This is a genomic window from Agarivorans sp. Alg241-V36, assembly GCF_900537085.1.
Classification (GTDB): Bacteria; Pseudomonadota; Gammaproteobacteria; order Enterobacterales; family Celerinatantimonadaceae; genus Agarivorans.
Window position 1 is genome coordinate 196321 of the sequence record NZ_UNRE01000003.1, and the last position, 19453, is coordinate 215773.

Sequence of the window (19453 nt, forward strand, 5' to 3'; positions counted from 1 at the left end):
AAATGAGTAATGAAACCTATTGATAAACGCACTAATTCGAACAAGACTCTGGTTAATAATGCACTGAAGAAATCGGCTTTCGGTGTTGTTCTGGCCCTATCTTCTTCGTTAGCCACTGCTGCAACTTTCAACATGCAAAAGAATGAAACGGGCTATTCAATTGATGGTAACGGCGGCGCGGTTGAGGGACAGCAACTTTATCTGTGGACCACCAAAACCACCAATACTAACCAAAACTGGGTGCAGATTAGCCATGGAGATGGTTACTACTCCTACAAAAAAGAAGGCACTAGCCTATGTTGGGATGGCGGCTCAGGTGGTGCTAAGCGTCAAGCGGTTACCTTAGAGGTATGCGATTCAAGCAACTACGATCAACACTGGAAGAAAGTTAAAGTTACCAGTGGCACCGAGATTTACCGTATCGAAAAACGTAACGCGCCAGGCTACTCAATTGATGGCAATAGCGGTGCAGAATTGCGCCAATCGCTATACCTTTGGACATCAAGCAGCAGCAACATTAACCAGCAATGGGAGCTAACCAGAACCGATGATACATCTGGCGGAGGCTCAGGTGGCGGCACTGGTGGTGGTGACCACAACCTAGATGCTTCTAAAGCACCTTCTGGCAATTTTGACCTATTGGATTGGTACTTAAGCATTCCGGTAGATGAAGGCGACGGTTACGCAACTTCGGTAAAAGAAGTGGAGCTAGCGGCAAGTTATGAAGATAACTATTTCTACACCGGTAGTGACGGCGGCATGGTCTTCTATACACCCGTTAAAGGGGTAACCACCTCGAGCGGTACCAAATATGTACGCACCGAATTACGCGAAATGTTACGCCGCGGAAATACCTCGTATTCAACCAGCGGTAAAGACAACAACTGGGCGTTTTCAAGCATTCCAAGCAGTAGCCAAAGCGCCTTTGGCGGGATTGATGGTGTACTAGATGCCACCTTAGCGGTAAATCACGTAACCACAACAAGCTCAAACAACGAGCAAGTTGGTCGAATAGTAATTGGCCAAATTCATGCTGAAGGCAATGAACCTATCCGCCTTTACTACCACAAACTACCGGGTAACAGTAATGGTGCTCTTTACTTTGCCCACGAAACGTCGAAGTCAGACGGTGGTAACGAAACTTGGTACAACCTACTGGGTAGCATGGTGAGTTCAAACGGTGATTTAAGCAGCACCTCTAACCCATCTAACGGTATAGCCTTGAACGAAGAGTTCTCTTACACCATTACGGTGAATGGCGACTCACTTACTGCAAAAATTAGTCAAAATGGTAGCCAGTTGGCGAGCAAAACTATCAACATGTCTGGCAGCGGTTACGATGATTCCAGTAACTACATGTACTTTAAAGCCGGCATCTACCTGCAAGATAACAGCAGTAATGATAGCGACTACGCAAAAGTGACGTTCTACAAGTTGACCAATACCCACGATAACTACAACCCGTAAGTTGCATAATCAGGGTATTTAGTTAACCAACCAAAGGCCGCTGACTAAGCGGCCTTTTTAGTATCGGCGTATATTTTCGAGGAACAATGAAGCTTGATTGACCAATTTGCTTAAATGTTTTTGCCTCAACGCTAGTTAAACTAGCTCTCCAGATTGTCGGGGCATAGACTTTCTTATAGACGCGAGAATGCGACTCCGCCCCCATCCTCTTTGTTAACAGTTTTTCGTCAACAATTTCGATGACTCAACGCAGTTTTGGAAGTGGCTCAGCCATGTCAAAATCTTGATCTGGCTCTGTTTTTCCTTCAACCTGCTTACTATATGATTGTTGTACGTTTTTTGATACTTGCTGGTGTGGCGATACAAAGTCAACTGCTAGCTTGTAAGGTAGGCTAAGCTTGCAAGGACGCAATCCATAAATATTATCTTAACTAATTCAATAACTAAGCCAATTTAGGGGGCCCATGGTTAGCATGGAAAGTGCAGCAACGCCCGCTGCTTTAACTTTTGATACTGAAATCGCCAATTACCGTATTAAGCAATGCCTGGGTCGTTTTAGTTGTGGTTTCTACTACTGGGCAACCAACCAATTGGATCAAAAAGTTTACCTTATATTGGAATGGTGCCCTGAATATACCCAAAGGCAGAGTGACCAAAGTTTAATAGTGTCTAGTGAACATCAGCACAGCTTTAGTCAGAAAATTGTTGAGCTAAGTAAACCTGCGTTAATCAATGGATATTTGCAAACTCTTGCTGTGTTGAGTCATTTTAATACGGTGTATCAGGTTTACAGTGTTGAACAAATTGAGTCAAAAGTTGAAACCGCTGTAGAGTTAAAAGCGCTTTTAAAGGGGCTGACAATAGTCCCAAACCTTCACCAAGATATCGTTGATGGCTTTAGCTTTTATAGTCCATCCAAGGGCTGGCAGTTTATTCACCCTTGGAGTGTAAATAAGGGGGAATGTTTAAGTAAAAAACAACTATTACTCAGCCAACTATGCCGTAATAAGCAAGTTCGTGAGCAGTGGCCCCAATTTGACACCGAGCGACGTCAACAAGAGCTGGGTGCAATGGAGCCTGCATTGGTTGAACTAATTGCTGAAGCCGATGATGATTTACTAAGCTTATTTAAGTACTTCCAAATAGCGACTAGAAAGCGCAACAAATCGAAGTTGTGGCTCTGGGTGCTAGTACTTGGTGCAGTGATCGCAGCAGCGAGTTATTTTGCAATTAAACCGCAGCCCCTCCCCTGTATGGCTGATAACTCCTGCCCACCGCAAATTCAAAAGTTGGATGTCGCTGAGCAGTTATCGATTGCTACTGAATATCGTCAACAGTATTTGTTTTTACGCCAACAAATGCAGGCACTCACGAAGCAAATAGGTGAAGTGGACCTTCACTCTGAGGTGGAAGCGCTATTTATTGCCTTAAATTATCAAGTGAGACTAGATCAAGTGGCTGAACTGGAAAAACAAGCCACTCAAAAATTCCAACGAGATCAATATCAGCAAGCATTAAATCTATTTCATCGAGCAACTGCCCAATTGCAGCAAATGTTTGCTGAATTACAAGCATTGCCAGAGCTAAGCTCGCTCAAACAGCAAACCACTAACGCCAATACTTTGCTCGGCAATATTGATGCCCTTTACATGCCTAAAGGTTTGCTTGAGCTTGAAACCTATAATCAGCAGGCTTGGCAAAAATTAGAGAAGAACCCGGCCAGTTGGCTGGAACAATATCAAGCTCAGTTGCAGCAATATATTGCTGGGGTTGATACAATGAACGAGATTGTAAGTGCTAATCAAGTTATTAGAAATAGTTATGAACAAGCCTCAGCCTTACCTAAGGCTGCTACAAAAGACCTCATGGCGATAACTGAACTTAAAGCCCTAGAGGTTAGTATTAAGCAAACTTCGTCCATAGATAAATTAAAGGACTATGCACTACAGCTAGCTAAGCAAGCTGCACAATATCAAGATTTACTGGCTTTAACTCAAGGTGCTAAAGAGGCAACAAAGAAACTAAAGAACTCCGAGCAGGATTTAATAGTTGCTTTAAAACCACTAAAAATTAAAGAGTATAACAGCCAGTACCAAGCAGACTTAAAGTCGCTTTGGGATGATGGAAGCATTAATGCCTTTATCGAACACTCCGATAAATATACAGATGAAAATAGGCAGCTAACAAAACTGGCTAAGCAGCACTATAGCCATCAACAAAGCGTTAATTCTAAGCTTGAAGCGCTAAAAATGTGGCACCAGAAGGGCAAGCTCAGCAGTGCTGACTTTGAGCAATACCAACAAAATAGCCGTCGCCTCTATGCTAAAAAGGTGATTGACTTAGCTGGCTCAACACCAAAATTAAAAGTCATGTTAAAGACCATTACCGATAAGCTATTTTCCTTAGATAATCAGTATCAAGCCTATCAATTAGACTACCAAAATTGGTTGCTTGCTGTAGAGGCTAAGGAATTAGAATTAGAGTCTTTACAACGAGATATAGATGATGTCGTAGATGAATTAAGGGGAGTGGGCAGTACTGACTTTGATACATGCAAGCAAGGAGTTTGGTCAATGTTAGGGGATGCGGTGGAAATGGTTGCCTGTGATACCCAGTGTACTCGAACTGTGTATGTTTCAGGCTTCCCCTACCAACAAGTAGATCAATATTGTAAAAATCGTTGTGTATCTCAAGCTAAAGCTAAGCAGGCCAAGGCAGAGCGTCAGCGGCAAGCCTGCAACGATAAAGCGTCGAAAAACCAGCAGCAGGAATGGGAATTAGAAGAACGTTTAGAACAACTGCGCGATGAAAAACAGCGGGCTAAGACGCGTCTAAAAACATTACAGCAACAGCAACCGACTTGGTAAATATGGATATTAATAAAACAGAAAGGCAAATACTTATAAGTGCATTAGCAATTGCTGTCGTCATTGTTATTGCAGTAATAGTTTGGTTAGGGCAATTGCAACTAGCTTTAGTGTCTAAAACAGGGCTGTTAGCCATAGCTTTTGATGTTCATAGTCATGCATTCCCTTTTACTATCCAGAGCTTTATGTGGTGTGTGTTTGCTATTGCTTGTGGGCAAATTATCGCCCGAGCATGGCGAGCAAATCAGGAACGCCATGCCTGTGAAACCTCTATTTTAAGTGCTAATAATCAACAGCTTTATAGTACTGAGCATATTAACCAATTACGCCAAGAGATAGAGATGAGTCCATTGGCAAAGTCGTTGATGCTCTATCGACTGCTTGACGCCTTAGTATTGCAGTTACAAATTAATAAGCAGGCCAACAACGCCAATCAAATTCTTAACAGTAATTTGGAACTGATGCAGCATGAATTAGATTTAAAATATAATTTGTTAAAATATTGGTTATGGTTGCTGCCCACTCTAGGGTTTATTGGTACTGTTATTGGAGTAGCGAATGCCTTAGCCCAAGGGGCAAAAATGCCAGAGGTTTCAGATTCTACGGGCATGCAGCTATGGCTTGCGAATATTACCGATGAGCTGAGTTTAGCCTTTAATACCACATTGCTCGCCTTAGTTTTGGCGGCGGTGTTAATGTTGCTCATGCATATTGTACAAGGGATTGAAGAGAAAGCCTTAAATCGAGCGGGGTCGTACTGTTTAAACCGTTTGATCAATAAGCTGCTATTGCCGCCAGAGCGCCCATGAAGCGACGTAATAATAATGTAGAAGTTTTTTCAGTAGCGGCAATAGACCTATTTGCCTCGGCCATGGGCGCATTTATGTTATTGATGCTGATTTCTATTCCCTATTTTGGCAACTTATCAACTAATCCCATAAAAGAGTGCCCAGTGCAGCAAGTATGTCCGGTTTGCCCAGAGGTTCCTGCTTGTCCTGAACTACCCGATCCCAGCCCGCCAACACAGCCGCAATTAACAAAAATCCCTACCTTAGACTTGGTGTTAGTGCTCGACATTACAGGCTCTATGGGGAATGAAATTGAAGAATTAAAAAGTGAGATTATTGCTATCTCAAAGTTACTGGTGGAGTTAGCCGAGTCGCCAGCTATTGGTCTGGTAGTGTTTGGAGATGACGGTTTTACTAGGCCTACGAGAAGTTTTCCTATTCAGCCTTTAAATCAACTGCCTAAAATTTTAGCAAACTTCAGACGAATCGAGATTAATATGGGCATGGGTGAAGGAGAGAATAAATTCGATGGCGAGTCTGTTTATAAGGGATTTATAGCGGCGACTAAGTTAAATTGGCGAGCGGATGCAAAACAAAAAATGATTTTACTGATTGCTGATGATGTTCCTCATACCTCACAGCGCCAGCCCTTTTATGATGCAGTCAAAGATTTTAGTGACGCTGATGATCAGCTTTTTGCGGTATTAGTGCCCGAAGAAAAAGATTTGCAGCAATACTATGGCCGTATTACCAACTCTAAACGAAGAGTGCTGTTGACCGATTCGGATCACATACCGCTCAGCTCACAGGTAATTCTGGCGCTATTAAAAGGGCAAAATTAGAGTCGGTTGGCCTTTCATGTTTACTTTATGTGAACCTACGGACAGCTGTCGAAAGACAACAATGGTAAGGCCTGAGAACCCTAGATACTTTCTAGGTTCTCAATATACAGTTCACCCCTAACTTGAAATTGTCCAGATACATGTTTAAGCATGCCCATATTCTGTTGCTCCAGATAGGCTTAACTCGCAGTGGCTAAACGCATTACCGGTTTGTCATTTATCGGTAAATGAATCAGTGCTGCGATAAAGGCAAGCGCCACGGTAGACCACCAAATAGGCTCATAAGAGCCGTAATAATCATAAATACGCCCACCGACCCAAGCACCTAAAAAGCTACCAATTTGGTGAGTGAAAAATACCAAACCATACAAGGTAGATAAGTAGCGAGCACCAAATATTTGCCTAACTAAACCAGAGGTAAGCGGCACTGTGCCTAACCAACAAAAGCCAATTGCGCCACCAAACAATGCTGCGGTACTCTCGGTCACCGGCAAACTCACAAAACCTGCGATAACAACAGTTCTCATAAGATATAAGGCTGACATAACATGGCGCTTGCTATATTTGTCGCCCATTACGCCCCAAAAATACGAGCCAAAAATATTAAAGATCCCAACATAGGCCAAGGCCATGGCTCCGGTTGCGGCACTTAAGTTTTTATCAGCGAGGTAACTAGGCAGGTGAGTGGCAATAAACATCACATGAAATCCACACACAAAAAATCCGGCATGAATAAGCCAATAACCTTTATGAGAAAACGCCTCTTGTAGGGACTGCTTTAAGCTTTGCGAATCGTCGACTGAAGATGAGACATCCGCTTTTGGTTTTGCGGTTTTCATAAACATCGCAAACGCCACCATTAGCGCACATAGCAAAGCAAAAGCTTGCAGGGTTTGTTGCCAGCCCACTTGGCTTAGCATAAGTTGCGCGCCTGGAATCATCGCAAACATACCAAACGAGCCTGCCGCAGTAGTTAAACCAAAGGCCTTTGCGGCATGTTTCGCAGGCACTACTTTAGCAACAGCGCCTAATACAATTACATAGCTCGTGGCACTAAGCCCAAGCCCTACCAGTGCGCCTAAAGATAGATACAGCATGCTAGGCAGCGTGGCGATTGAGCTTAAATATAAACCCAGTGCATAAGCTAACGCGCCCAACACTATCACGCGCTTTGCGCCCCACTTATCCGCAGCCATACCCACAAAAGGCTGGAACACGCCAAACAGTAGGTTTTGCAAGGCAATGGCAAAGCTAAAAAACTCTCTGCCTAACTGAAAGTGCTCTGATACCGGCATCATGAAAATACCGAAAGATTGGCGAATGCCAAGCGAGATAACCAAAATGCCGATGCCTAGCCAAACCAATGCAGGAAAGCGAAAAATGCTCATGTAAGCCTCTTACTTAATGATGAGAATGGTGGTGAGAGTGATGCTGCGAAGCATCATCATTGATTTGATGACAGCCGCTATTCATAGCTTGTTCAGCCAACAGCTTTAATAAGCCTGGAGAGTGATGCACAACAAGCAGTGTTAAGCTCAATAACACCAGTATTCTCAGCATTTGAGCCAGAATAGATTGCGAAAACATAGGGTAATTTATTTGCTGGTAACCAAAAGAAGCGCGGAGTGTACGCAGTTCTTGTTCCGCAAACTAATGAATTTAACTCAGGAAATATATGCACAGAACGCATAGCTTTAAGAGGATAACAAAGCTTGCTAGGAGTAATGGCTGAGCCTAGTTACTCACTGGGCTAAACCGATAACAGCAAGCCCAGTGATAAACGTAGCTTACATGGGTTTATCTAAGGTAAAACAAAAGCGGGTGCCTTCGCCTAAGGTGGACTCAACGCTAATAGAAGAGCGATGCAGTTGAACAATACGCTTGGCAATGGCTAAACCTAAGCCGCCATGCGAGCTTTTATCTTTCGCTCGATTGGCTGCCCGATAATGAGCATCGAAGATATGTGGTAAGTCATCGCTGGGGATCCCAGTGCCGGTATCACTCACAGTAATAGCCAGCTTGCTACCCTGCTCCGCTTGGTCGATTGTTACTTTAATTTCATCGCCTTCGCTGCAGTGGCGAATTGAGTTCTCTAACAAGTTAGTAAATACCCGTTCAATTCGTTGAATATCGGCGCAAGCAACTAAGGAAGGATCTTGCGGCTCCACGCTCATAACTACCTGTTTTTTCTCGGCGGCTAATTGCAGTTTTTGAATCACGTCTTGGGCTAATTCAGCGATTGCGACCGACTCTTCGTTAATGGTGGCTGAATCACTATCTAAATGGGCAAGTTCGAACAGCTGCTCTACCAAACTAGAGGTTTTACGTGCGCTGCTTAAGGCAACTTTAATTAACTGCTCGCCTTCTTCCGCAGATAGGTCTCGGTGTTTTAACTGCCAGGTTTCTAAGTAACCTTGCAGCGACGCTAACGGTGTACGCAGATCGTGAGAAACGTAAGAAATAAGCTCTCGGCGCAATTGGTCGGTGTCTTTCACTTTTTGATATTGGCCCTTAATGGTAGTGGCCATATCACTAAATGCAGCGCCTAGCTTTTGTACTTCATCGTGAGAGTTGTTTTGCCAATGCCCGGCAATATTGGCACTTTGCTCCAGACCAACATGCTGAAACTGATCAATGTCTTTCGCCAAGCGGCGCAGTGGTTTAGTCAGCAAACCAAACATTAGAAACACCACCAGCAAGCTAAAGCCCAGAATAAAAAATAAGCCCAGCAAGCTTAGTTTCATAATGTGGCTGCTTTGCAGTAACTCGGCAACGCTGTCGTAGATTTCGCCGCCAATGATGATGTACAAATAACCTTTTAAACTATCGCCTTCGCGAATTTCGGCCACCGAAAAGATCTTACTTCGTGAAGGAGAGCGCGGGTCATCACCAATAATCGGCATGGCTCTAGCGCCTTCAATAAAATCTCGAATTGGTTTTAAGTCTAATTGCTTGCGTTTGATTTTGCTGGGATCGGCTGAGTAGGTCACCACCTTGCCGGCAGTATCTAAAATGTAAAACTCAAAGCTTGGGCCCAAAATCATCATCGAATGAAAAGCCTGCTTAATCGCTTTAGGATCGAGCTCTCCATCTTTAAATAACTGGCTGTCGTAGACTAAGTGTTCGGCTAGCTGTAAATGCAGTTTTTGTTCAATTTCGTTTTGGTATTGCTGCGAACTTTGATGAGCCAAACCCAGTAGCAAGCCACCGGCTAAAATAAAACACACCACCACTGCCAGCATTAGCTTGCTGTAAAAAGAATTAATAAATCTAAACATCATTAAACTTGTATCCTACTCCCCACACAGTTAGCACGTATTCAGGATTAGAAGGGTCGCTTTCTAATTTGGTGCGTAGTCGATTGATATGCGAATTTACTGTGTGCTCATAACCGCTGTGTTTATAGCCCCACACTTGGTCTAGTAGCTGGGCTCGGCTAAATACTAAACCCGGTGATTTGGCGAGATGCAGCAATAAATCAAACTCGGTAGAGGTAAGCTCCACTGCCTGATTACGCACCGAAACTTGGCGACGACCAATGTCTATGGATAAGTCTTTCCATTGCATGGTGCTGGCATCAGTTTGCTGTTGGCTTTGTACAAGCATATCAACGCGGCGCAACATGGCTTTAACCCTTGCTTGCAACTCGCGAACACTAAAGGGCTTGGTGAGGTAATCATCGGCACCCATTTCTAAACCCACCACTCGGTCGGCTTCGGAGTCGCGTGCGGTAAGCATTAAAATTGGGGTATTGTGTTGCTGAGCGCGAAGTTGCCGACAAATGTCTAAACCGTCCATTCCCGGTAACATTAAATCAAGCACGATTAAATCGAAGGTGTCACTGCTGGCTTTGGCGTAACCTTGCGCGCCATCTTCACAGCTTTCTACTTGATACATCATGTCGTTTAGATTCATGGTGATCAGGTTATTAATATCGTGGTCGTCTTCAATGACCAGGATCCGCGGGGACATATAGGCTCCTTTCCTTGTAATGAACGACCACGATGAATCAGATACACACCCGTACTATAAGTACGGGTGTTGTCACCTAAGCGCTAGTTGGTACGAGTAATCACTACTCTTCCCACTGTGCCAGACAATCGATGATCTGGTAGCAATACTGACGCAGGGTCGTCGGCTTGTGTAACTAGACCGGGATGACGCGAAACTTTATTCATTACATCATCACGTGCCGCGTTAAACCCTTCACCGCCGTCTGCTGGGCCAGGAATAGTTCCCACCGCTTCGCTGTTTTGCTCGGTACCTGCATCGTAGGCTGGCAAGCTGTAGGTCATGCTATCACCCACCATTAAGCCACCAATATCGATAGCATTTAACCCAGTGAAGGCATCGTTTGTATTCACCATCATGGTGGCTAATGATAATTGCATGTCGCTGCGCTCGGCTGCACTAATCATTAAGGTTTCGTAGGCGCCTGGGCCAATCGCCCCAGCTCCACTAACCGCCACATTGTCTCCGGTAAACATAGCAGCAATATCGCTTGCGTCACCACCTTCGGCCATGGTTTCTAAAGGAACACTGGCCGAGGTGCCTAGGGTCCATAAACTCATGGTTGCACTATGAATCCCCACTACTGCGGGAGATAAAGGCTGAGCCGAAGTATCGTTGTAAATGGTTACTTCATACTCTAGCGTATCTGGCGGAAGAATAACGATTTGCTCATCATCACTGCCACACGCACTTAGTCCTGCCGCCATTACCGCTACGGCCAAGGCTCTCTTACTAAAACTTGAGATAGCCATAGATCCTCCTTAATTACTTAACGGTAACAACCACTTTTGCTACTGGGTTTAACCAGCGGTGAATACGGCTGTCTAGGTCACTCATGCCGCCAGTTGCATCTTGGTCACCCACATTACCAGGGTGAATATGAATGTTGGTATTACTTGAGGCTGTGGCTACACCACTACCACCCGTTCCGCCATTCATGCCAGGGTTAGCAGGGATACCAGGAACACCAGACATTCCGCCGCCATTTACGATCTCGTCGTTGGCTTCGGTACCAGCGTCATAACCATTCATGTAGAAGGTGTAAGTGCCTGCTTCGCTTGGAATTTCCCAGCTATCTTTACCTACAAAACCATCGTTAGTAGGTAGCAGCATGGCCACAATGCTCAAGTGAGTGTTGCTGCCAGTATCAAGGTCGCTCACCATCACGTAATCGGTAGGCGCTAATAAACCAGCGGCTGGGTTTGCTGATGACACAGCTCCGATACCATCGGCAATGGTGACTAAACCAGAGATGTCTCCGCCCTCTGCCATCATTTGCAGAGATGGCGATGCCGCTTTACCTACCTCAAATAGGTGAGCGTCAGAAGTATGTGCAGTTACTAATAAAGGGGTGTAGTAAATACCTTGCGTTAAGTTAGTAATTTTAACGTCTACTACCGCGGCTTGGCTTAATGTACTTACAGCAATAAACGGCATTGCTAACAGAGATGACTTGAGATCCATGGTTCGCTCCTTTTGCGGTCCTTATTTAACAGTCAAATCCAGTATAAGAAGCACATGTCCCAACCAATTCACGAACTTATCACTTTTCTATCACAGTAAGTAAAATCCCATTAAAACATAAACTTAAAACTATAAATTTGTTTGAATTATTCGATATTTCAATTAAAACAGGCAAATTATTTCAAACAAAGACACAAATACCTCTTTAGTAGTAATTCGTGCACCAATCAGATCCCAATCAGCACCAATATGGGTAAATATTAAACTCTGTCCGCTAGAACATTTCGAATAATCCATCAAACAAAAACTCATAAGCACATGTATTTAAAGGTTTTACTAAATACTAACTCCACAGTTCGCTTAATGGCTCGCACGTTGCAAACACAAACAAAAAGATTCATTCGTTTCACGATAAGTAAACTTGCTAAGGAAGCTTTATGTATACCTTCAAAAAACTATTTGCTAGCGCAGCCATTTTACTTTGCGCACTAAGCAGCACCGTAAGCCATGCCGATCAACTATCTACTTTAATGGAGCGCGGCGTATTAAAAGTAGCAGTGCCGCAAGACTTTCCACCGTTTGGCTCGGTAGGCAGTGATTTACAACCCATGGGTTACGACATCGATATGGCGCGCTACTTAGCCGAGCAGCTGGATGTAAAACTAGAATTGGTTCCAGTAACCAGCGCTAACCGCATCCCTTATCTACAAACCCGCAAAGTAGACTTGGTTATCTCTAGCCTAGGTAAAAACGCCGAACGTGAAAAAGCCATCGATTTTAGTGAAGCCTACGCGCCATTCTTCCTCGGTGTATTTGGCGCCGAAGAGGTAAGCGTAGATTCTGCAGAGCAGCTTTCAGGTAAAACGGTGGGGGTAACTCGTGGCGCGGTTGAAGACATTGAGCTAAGCAAATTAGTGGATAGTTCTACCACCATTAAGCGCTTTGAAGACAACAACACCACTTTGTCAGCTTACTTATCAGGCCAATTAGAACTGATTGCCACTGGTAACTTAGTTGCCACAGAAATTGCCAAGCGCGTTCCAACACGTAAACCAGAGACTAAGTTTTTACTTAAAAACTCTCCTTGTTATGTAGGTGTGCTTAAAGGCGAGCCAGCACTTGTTGCCAAGGTAAACGAGCTAATTGCTAAAGCAAAACAAAGTGGTGAGTTAGAAAAGCTCTCGCTTGCATGGTTTAAAACATCGTTACCTAAAGAGTTGTACTAAAGGAGCGCGCCATGAGCTACCAACTAGACTTTAGTGGCTTACTGCCCTACACGCCCGAGCTCGCCAAGGGTTTACTCACCACCGCCGAGCTTACCTTGTATTCAACCTTTGCAGGGATCTTACTAGGCACCGCGGGGGCAGCAGGAAAAATAAGTAACAAAGCTTGGTTGCGCTGGCTCATTAGCGCCTATGTCGAAGTCATTCGTAATACACCGTTTATTGTGCAGTTATTTTTCATCTTTTTTGGCTTGCCAGCTTTAGGTGTAAAACTAAGTGCTTGGCAAGCAGGCTGCTTAGCCATGGTTATTAACCTCGGAGCCTACCTCACCGAAATTATTCGTGCAGGTATAGAAGCCACGCCTAAAGGCCAATGGGAGGCGGGTAAAACCTTGGGCTTAAGCCACTGGCATATTTTTAGCCGCATTGTACTGCCCACGGCATTTCAACGTATTTATCCAGCGCTGGTAAGCCAATGCATTATCGTGATGCTGGGCTCGGCGGTGGTCTCGCAAATCTCCGTAGAAGAACTCACCTTCTCTGCTAACTTTATTCAGTCGCGCAACTTTTTAAGCTTTGAGTCTTACTTGCTCACTGCATTTATTTACTTGTTGCTGGCGATTGCTATGCGCCAACTCTTTGCGCTAGCAGCACGCCGACTCTTTAAAAATCCAGCATTGTAGGAGTACAGCAATATGATGCAATTTACCGATTGGGACATTTTACGTAACTTACTGCTAGCAGCACGCTGGACGGTTTTGTTATCACTGATTGCCTTTGCCAGCGGCGGCTTAGTTGCCATGCTGCTAACCTTTATGCGCATGAGTAAAAGCCCGGTGCTGAATGCAATAGTTAAAGGCTATGTGGAGCTATTTCAAGGCACTCCATTGTTAATGCAACTGTTTGTCACCTTTTTTGGTTTATCGCTAATTGGCATTGACGTGAGCGCCTGGAGCGCCGCCATAATCGGTTTAACCTTATTCACCAGTGCCTTTTTATGTGAAATCTGGCGCGGCTGTATTGAATCTTTACCTAAGGGCCAATGGGAAGCTTCTCGCACCTTAGGCTTGAGTTTCTTTCAAACCATGCGCTACGTAATTTTGCCGCAAGCCCTCACCGTGGCCATTGCCCCAACCGTAGGCTTTTCGGTTCAAGTAGTGAAAGGCACTGCGCTCACATCCATTATTGGTTTTGTGGAGCTAACTAAAGCCGGCACCATGCTTAACAACGCCACCTTCCAACCCTTTAAAGTGTTTGCCTTAGTGGCAGCGCTGTACTTTTTACTGTGTTTCCCGCTGTCTTTATACAGCAAGCATTTGGAGAAGAAGCTCAATGTCACTGGTTAGTATTGAACAAATTCATAAATATTATGGCCAACACCACGTGCTAAAAGGCATAGACTTAAAAATTAAGGCTGGCGAAGTTATCTCAATTATTGGCCGTAGCGGCTCTGGCAAGAGTACCTTACTGCGTTGTATAAATGGCCTAGAGCCCTTTCAAAGTGGTGCCATTATTGTAGATAAACAAGCGGTAAGCGAAGACGAAAAGCAGCTTAGGCAACTTAGCCGCAGTGTAGGCATGGTATTTCAAAACTTTAACCTCTTCCCCCACATGACCGCTGGCGAAAACATTATGTTAGCGCCCAAGTTAGTACTGGGTAAAAACCAGCAAGAATGCCGCGAGCTAGCGCAAGAAGTGCTGGAAAAAGTGGGTTTAGCCGACAAGTTTGATCAATACCCCACCAGCATGTCGGGCGGCCAGCAGCAACGAGTAGCCATTGCCCGTTCGTTAGCGATGTCGCCTAAAGTATTGCTGTGTGACGAAATCACCTCGGCCCTCGATCCTGAGTTAGTAGGCGAAGTACTCAAAGTATTAGAGCAACTGGCCGCCGAAGGCATGACCCTCATTTTAGTCACCCACGAAATGAACTTTGCTCGCGACGTTGGTGATAGAGTGGTCTTTATGCACCAAGGAAAGGTGTGGGAAACCGGCGATAGCAAACAGGTGTTTGCCCAGCCCCAAACCACCGAGTTACAAAGCTTTATTTCTGCAGTGTTATAAGCTGTAAGCAATAATGAAATTAAAAGGACTTTAATTAATCATGACAAAATCGGCCTGTGCATTTAATCAACGTATTGTTGAACACTACCCGCAGCTTTCGGCCAAAGCGCGTGTAGTAGCAGATTACTTGCAGCATCACCCCGATAAAGTACTGATTCTATCAACTGCTGAAATCGCCAGCGCTTGCCAAGTTTCTAAAGCCAGTGTGAGTCGGTTTTTCCGCCAACTGGGTTATCAAGACCATCAACAAGTCTGTGAGCTGTTACGCCAAGAGCGCGAATGGGGACAACCACTTTTAACCAGCGAAGCAAGCGATACTAGTGAACACAGTGACTTAGCCGCCATTAGCCAAGTATTTAAGCAGCTAGAACAGATAGACTGTGAGGCTTTAGTTAAGCAAATTAGCCAAGCTAAACGAATAACGATTATTGGCTATCGCAACAGCTATCCACTGGCGTTGCACTTTCGCCAGCAATTAATGCAGTGTCGTAAACAGGTGTATTTGTTGCCAGTTCCAGGCCAAAGCATGGGTGAGGAGCTAGCGCAACTCAACGATAAAGACTTAGTGATCATAATAGGTATTCGCCGCAGACCTAAGTTATTTACAGCGCTTATAGAGCAATTACAAAACCTGAATTGCCTGCTAATTACCGACCAAAGTGGCCAATGCTATCGCACTCAAGTAAGCCAATTATTAGTCTGTCCAATGAGCAATCATTCTGCCTTAGACAGCTATGCCGCGCCGATGAGCCTGCTCGCCCATTTGAGCAACAAGGTCTACGATTACTTAGCGCATTCAGCCCAAACCCATAGCAACCAAGTAAGCAATAATTATCAATTGCTTGATGAGCTAGAAGCTCACAACTAAACATTTACCTCACTGTTGCTTAAAGAACCCAATAAGGGTAACAACTAAGCCGCAGTGAAACAATTGAAGCAAACAAGTAGAAAATGAGCCAATCAGCGCATTTCCTCAACAAATTTAAGGATAACTATGAGCCAAGCTATAACTGCCCCAGCCGCCACCGATGCGCCAGCCTTTAGCCAACAGTGCGTGAATTTAGCCGACAGCCGCTTAGGCAGCCAAATTATCGCCGTTAGTGATGACTTTTTTGCCAAAGCTGAGCGCATGCTTAACCACTTGCCGGCCCTGTTTTATCCAGACAAATATGATGATAACGGCAAATGGATGGACGGATGGGAAAGTCGCCGCCGCCGTGATGCAGGTCACGACTGGTGCATAGTTAAACTAGGCGTTGCAGGCACCGTAAAAGGACTACAACTAGACACTAGCTTTTTTACCGGTAACTTTGCCCCAGCCGCCAGCGTAGAAGCCTGCTACTGCGAGCAAGATACACCGCCAAGTGATGCACAATGGCACAGTATTCTGTCTGCCAGCGCTTTAAGTGCCGACAACCACCACTTTTTTGAAGTGAGCGCCGAGCAGCCTATTAGTCATTTAAAAATTAATATTTTCCCCGATGGTGGTATTGCCCGTTTGCGGGTATTTGGCCACCCTATTCCACAGCATTCAAGCGAGCAAAGCATTGATTTAGTGGCTCTTAAAAACGGTGGCAGAGTCATTGGATACAATGACGCGCATTATGGCACGCCCAGCAATCTACTTGCGCCAGGCAAAGGCGTTAACATGGGCGATGGTTGGGAGACTCGCCGCCGTCGAGAACCGGGCAACGATTGGTGCATTATCGCTTTAGGCCAAGCCGGGGACGTAGATGAAATTGAAGTGGCCACCACTCACTTTAAAGGTAACTTCCCCGATAAGCTGTCGATACAAGCTGCCAATATTCAAGATCCTAACGACTTGAGCCTAATTAGCCAAAGCATGTTCTGGCAAGAGTTATTGCCCGTCCAGTCACTTAGCGCCGACAATGATCATCACTTTAGCCAGCTAAACCCACTAGGCACAATCACCCATATTCGGGTGAATATTTACCCTGATGGCGGCATTAGTCGCCTGCGCTTATGGGGTAAATCCGTTTAAGGAAATGCGATGAAAAAACTCAGCTTACAGCCGCTTAGCCAAGCGGCCTTTGAGCCCTTTGGTGACGTAGTGGCTTGCGACAGTGTCTCGCCTTTTGCCATCAATGGCGGAACCACTAGTCGCTTCCATGATTTGGCCGAATTACAAGCCAGTGGCAGCCAGGCCAAGCTCATTGTCTCGATATTTCGCGGCCAAGCCTTTCAGCTACCACTCGCCATAAATATGCTGGAACACCACCCCTATGGCAGCCAGTTATTTATGCCCTTGTCCCAACGCCCTTATGTGGTGGTGGTGGCAAAACCTGGTGAGCTAGATGAAGATAGCATTTGCGCCTTTTGGGCGCAGCCTGATCAAGGGGTTAACTACCACAGCGGGGTATGGCATCACCCCTTGATTAGCTTGCAGCAAACTAGCGACTTTTTGGTGATTGATCGAAGCGGCGAAGAAGCAAACTGTGTGGAGCAGCAGCTAAGTGAACGTATCGAGTTGCAGCTAGCTTAGTTGCTCGGCCAAAAAGTCATACACCATGCGCAGTCGTCGGCTGGTATTTAACTCTCGATGAACCACCAGCCATGAGGGTGTGGCAATCGCCGCTAGAGAAGGAAAGGCACGCTCGACCAGCGGCTCATTATCGCCCACCTGCTCGAGCATAAAGCCAATACCTATGCCTTGCTTAACCAATTCCCACTGCACTAAATGGTTGCTCACCACGGTAGGGAAGTTACTTTGCTTAAGCGAGAAGCCTAATTTAGCTAGCTCATTAATCAACTCATCGTCTTTATGAAACGCGAGAAATTTTGCATCCGCTAGGCTTTGAATGGTGCGAGGCTGCGGCCACTTAGCCAAGTAGCTTTTAGCCGCGTACAGATGCACATCAATATCTGCAAGGCGGCGAGCAATCAAGTCCAATTCCGTAGGCTGATACGCCCTAATGGCAATATCTGCTTCTCGGCGTAATAAGTCGCTAGAATCATTGCTGGCGACAATTTCTACTCGAACTCCGGGGGCGTGTAGTCGAAGTTTTTCAACAATACTCGGCAGAACAAAGGCAGCCACAGCTTCCGAAGCCGAAATACATACCTCACCTTCGATGGCTTCTGCTCTGCCAGAAGCGGATAAAGACAAGTTATTAGCCGCTTGGCCCATGGCTTGAGCGTGTGACAATAACTCAACACCACTGGCGGTTAAGCTTAGCCTGCCGCCCACTCGCTCAAACAAGGAAACACCCAGCTCCTGCTCTAAGGCCGTTACTTGCCGGCTTAAGGTAGGTTGAGTCATCGCCAATGCTCGTGCAGCGGCAGATAAAGAGCCCTCTTCAGCGGTGACCAAAAAAGCCCGTGCTCTGTTCCAGTCAAAGTTTATAGAACGCCTATCCATACAAATACGTATACCTATGATGCATTAATGATTATTGCTACCTGTTTTTAGCATGGTTACTATTCACTCAATCGCCGCTAAAGGCAACTCATTAGGGAAAATGTTGATGGATACACGCACCAAGTTTTGGGACAAACATGCCAGCTCTTACGCTAAACGCGCTATTTCAGATATTCCCAGCTATGAGAAAAAACTAGCACTTAGCCGCGAGTACTTTTCTAAAGATGCTACGGCCATTGAAGTGGGATGTGGCACTGGCTCAACCGCTTTACTGCATGCCCCATATCTAAAGCAGATACTCGCCACCGATATCTCAGCTGGCATGCTAGATATCGCGGAGCGAAAACGCCAAGAACAGCAAATAGAAAACCTGAGTTTTCAGCAAGCAACAGTCGAAGAGTTAGTGGTAGATGAACCGGTAGACATTGTCTTTGCGCTTAACCTGATTCACCTATTGGAAGACCAAGAAGCCGCCATTGCAACTATGAAAAGCTGGCTAAAACCAGGTGGAGTGCTCATTAGTAGCACTGCTTGTTTAGGTGACAGAATGAAGTTTTTTAAGCTTATTGGCCCAATCGGTAAAGCCTTAGGCCTGATGCCATTAGTAAGGGTGTTTACCGAGCAAGCGCTGTTAGACAGCTTTCAACAGCAAGGCTTTAGCATCGACACCAAGTGGCGCCCAGAAAAAGCCCTATCGGTGTTCTTGGTGGCGCGAGCTTAAACAGCCTGCTTAAGCGGCGAGTTTATCAAACATTCAGCCACCACTTTTTGCAGCAAGTAGGTCTCACGGGCTACCGACATTCCCGCTTTTGGGTTATTGGCGATAGTCTCTTGGTTATGCGCGATGGCGCTATGAATGTTCAACCAAACCGGCTTCATACCATTGTTGATTTCATAGTCTTCTAAAGCATTGTCGGCAAGCTCGTCATCAATCTGGCACAAATAGCAGTAGGACAACATATGCATATAATCAGCATCATCCTTATACCAGGGGCGATATTCTTCATAGCAGCCAAAGGCCTGAATATCGCGTATATTCTGAGCACCAGTTTCTTCACTCAGCTCCCGCTTTAGGCCTTCAATTAGGTTTTCGCCTTGATCAACACCACCGCCAGGCAAGGTGTAATCATGGTAACGCTCGGTATACATCAATAAAATCTCTTCACCTTTTAAAACGATAGCTCTTGCAGCAATCCGCTCTAAAGCCTTGCCATCAAGAGAGCCAAGATCAGGGTGAACTGTAGATTTTAATAAACGCATAAGATAACAACAGTAGAAAAACGGCTGGCGAATTTAGCAACAAAGCGAGCTACAAGCAAACTGAGTTACAGATAAAATAAAAAAAGGCCTC

At 45.2% G+C, this 19453-nt stretch carries 19 protein-coding genes; 12 read left to right on the forward strand and 7 right to left on the reverse strand.

From position 1 onward, the window contains the following. Window positions 1-9: 9 nt before the first annotated feature. The 4 genes from G6R11_RS08250 to G6R11_RS08265 all read left to right on the forward strand — a co-directional run bounded on the left by G6R11_RS08250 (window position 10) and on the right by G6R11_RS08265 (window position 5964). Window positions 10-1467, forward strand: coding sequence for a polysaccharide lyase family 7 protein (locus G6R11_RS08250; RefSeq protein WP_240352427.1), 1458 nt, complete (start codon window positions 10-12; stop codon window positions 1465-1467). A 473-nt stretch (window positions 1468-1940) separates the two neighbouring features. Beyond that, window positions 1941-4334 carry a hypothetical protein gene (locus G6R11_RS08255; protein WP_163132603.1) on the forward strand — a complete coding sequence of 798 codons (2394 nt, stop codon included), beginning with the start codon at window positions 1941-1943 and terminating at the stop codon, window positions 4332-4334. Window positions 4335-4336: 2 nt separating this feature from the next. Next, a complete protein-coding gene (locus G6R11_RS08260) occupies window positions 4337-5143 on the forward strand; it encodes a MotA/TolQ/ExbB proton channel family protein (RefSeq protein WP_163132604.1) in 807 nt (268 codons plus the stop codon). Further along, on the forward strand, window positions 5140-5964 hold the full coding sequence (locus G6R11_RS08265) for a vWA domain-containing protein (RefSeq protein ID WP_163132605.1): 825 nt from the start codon (window positions 5140-5142) through the stop codon (window positions 5962-5964). The genes G6R11_RS08260 and G6R11_RS08265 overlap by 4 nt, the downstream gene beginning before the upstream one ends. Window positions 5965-6143: 179 nt before the next feature. Here G6R11_RS08265 and G6R11_RS08270 read toward each other — a convergent pair whose 3' ends face one another. The 5 genes from G6R11_RS08270 to G6R11_RS08290 form a co-directional block, all read right to left on the reverse strand. Continuing rightward, window positions 6144-7352, reverse strand: a complete 1209-nt coding sequence (locus tag G6R11_RS08270) for an MFS transporter (RefSeq protein WP_163132606.1) — start codon at window positions 7350-7352, stop codon at window positions 6144-6146. A gap of 399 nt (window positions 7353-7751) precedes the next feature. Further along, window positions 7752-9245: a cell wall metabolism sensor histidine kinase WalK gene (locus tag G6R11_RS08275; protein ID WP_163132607.1), complete on the reverse strand. Its 1494-nt coding sequence runs from the start codon at window positions 9243-9245 to the stop codon at window positions 7752-7754. Continuing rightward, window positions 9235-9936, reverse strand: coding sequence for a response regulator transcription factor (locus G6R11_RS08280; protein ID WP_163132608.1), 702 nt, complete (start codon window positions 9934-9936; stop codon window positions 9235-9237). Before G6R11_RS08280 ends, G6R11_RS08275 begins: the two co-directional genes overlap by 11 nt. An 83-nt stretch (window positions 9937-10019) precedes the next feature. Next, window positions 10020-10727, reverse strand: coding sequence for a spondin domain-containing protein (locus G6R11_RS08285; RefSeq protein WP_163132609.1), 708 nt, complete (start codon window positions 10725-10727; stop codon window positions 10020-10022). Window positions 10728-10740: 13 nt separating this feature from the next. Beyond that, window positions 10741-11439, reverse strand: coding sequence for a spondin domain-containing protein (locus tag G6R11_RS08290; protein ID WP_163132610.1), 699 nt, complete (start codon window positions 11437-11439; stop codon window positions 10741-10743). Window positions 11440-11876: 437 nt separating this feature from the next. On the opposite strand from G6R11_RS08290, the gene G6R11_RS08295 reads away from it, so the two are divergent. From G6R11_RS08295 to G6R11_RS08325, 7 genes are all read left to right on the forward strand, one after another. Next, window positions 11877-12665: a transporter substrate-binding domain-containing protein gene (locus G6R11_RS08295; protein WP_163132611.1), complete on the forward strand. Its 789-nt coding sequence runs from the start codon at window positions 11877-11879 to the stop codon at window positions 12663-12665. A gap of 11 nt (window positions 12666-12676) precedes the next feature. After that, entirely contained in the window at window positions 12677-13345 is a 669-nt protein-coding gene (locus G6R11_RS08300) for an amino acid ABC transporter permease (protein ID WP_163132612.1), read from the forward strand. Between the two features lie 12 nt (window positions 13346-13357). Continuing rightward, on the forward strand, window positions 13358-14008 hold the full coding sequence (locus G6R11_RS08305; protein ID WP_163132613.1) for an amino acid ABC transporter permease: 651 nt from the start codon (window positions 13358-13360) through the stop codon (window positions 14006-14008). After that, entirely contained in the window at window positions 13995-14723 is a 729-nt protein-coding gene (locus tag G6R11_RS08310) for an amino acid ABC transporter ATP-binding protein (RefSeq protein ID WP_163132614.1), read from the forward strand. Before G6R11_RS08305 ends, G6R11_RS08310 begins: the two co-directional genes overlap by 14 nt. Before the next feature lie 40 nt (window positions 14724-14763). Next, window positions 14764-15591: a MurR/RpiR family transcriptional regulator gene (locus G6R11_RS08315; protein ID WP_163132615.1), complete on the forward strand. Its 828-nt coding sequence runs from the start codon at window positions 14764-14766 to the stop codon at window positions 15589-15591. Window positions 15592-15717: 126 nt separating this feature from the next. Continuing rightward, complete coding sequence (gene alc / locus G6R11_RS08320) at window positions 15718-16725, forward strand: allantoicase (protein ID WP_163132616.1); 1008 nt, start codon at window positions 15718-15720, stop codon at window positions 16723-16725. Between the two features lie 9 nt (window positions 16726-16734). Further along, window positions 16735-17226 (forward strand): ureidoglycolate lyase, encoded by a 492-nt coding sequence (locus G6R11_RS08325; RefSeq protein WP_163132617.1) that lies wholly within the window; start codon window positions 16735-16737, stop codon window positions 17224-17226. On the opposite strand, the gene G6R11_RS08330 is transcribed toward G6R11_RS08325, so the two are convergent. Further along, a complete protein-coding gene (locus tag G6R11_RS08330; protein WP_163132618.1) occupies window positions 17218-18102 on the reverse strand; it encodes a LysR family transcriptional regulator in 885 nt (294 codons plus the stop codon). The two genes, G6R11_RS08325 and G6R11_RS08330, sit on opposite strands and share 9 nt — an antisense overlap. 106 nt (window positions 18103-18208) lie before the next feature. Between G6R11_RS08330 and G6R11_RS08335 the strand changes: the two genes are divergently transcribed. Continuing rightward, complete coding sequence (locus G6R11_RS08335; RefSeq protein ID WP_163132619.1) at window positions 18209-18823, forward strand: class I SAM-dependent methyltransferase; 615 nt, start codon at window positions 18209-18211, stop codon at window positions 18821-18823. Here G6R11_RS08335 and G6R11_RS08340 read toward each other — a convergent pair. Further along, window positions 18820-19362, reverse strand: a complete 543-nt coding sequence (locus G6R11_RS08340) for an NUDIX hydrolase (protein WP_163132620.1) — start codon at window positions 19360-19362, stop codon at window positions 18820-18822. The two genes, G6R11_RS08335 and G6R11_RS08340, sit on opposite strands and share 4 nt — an antisense overlap. Window positions 19363-19453 lie beyond the last annotated feature (91 nt).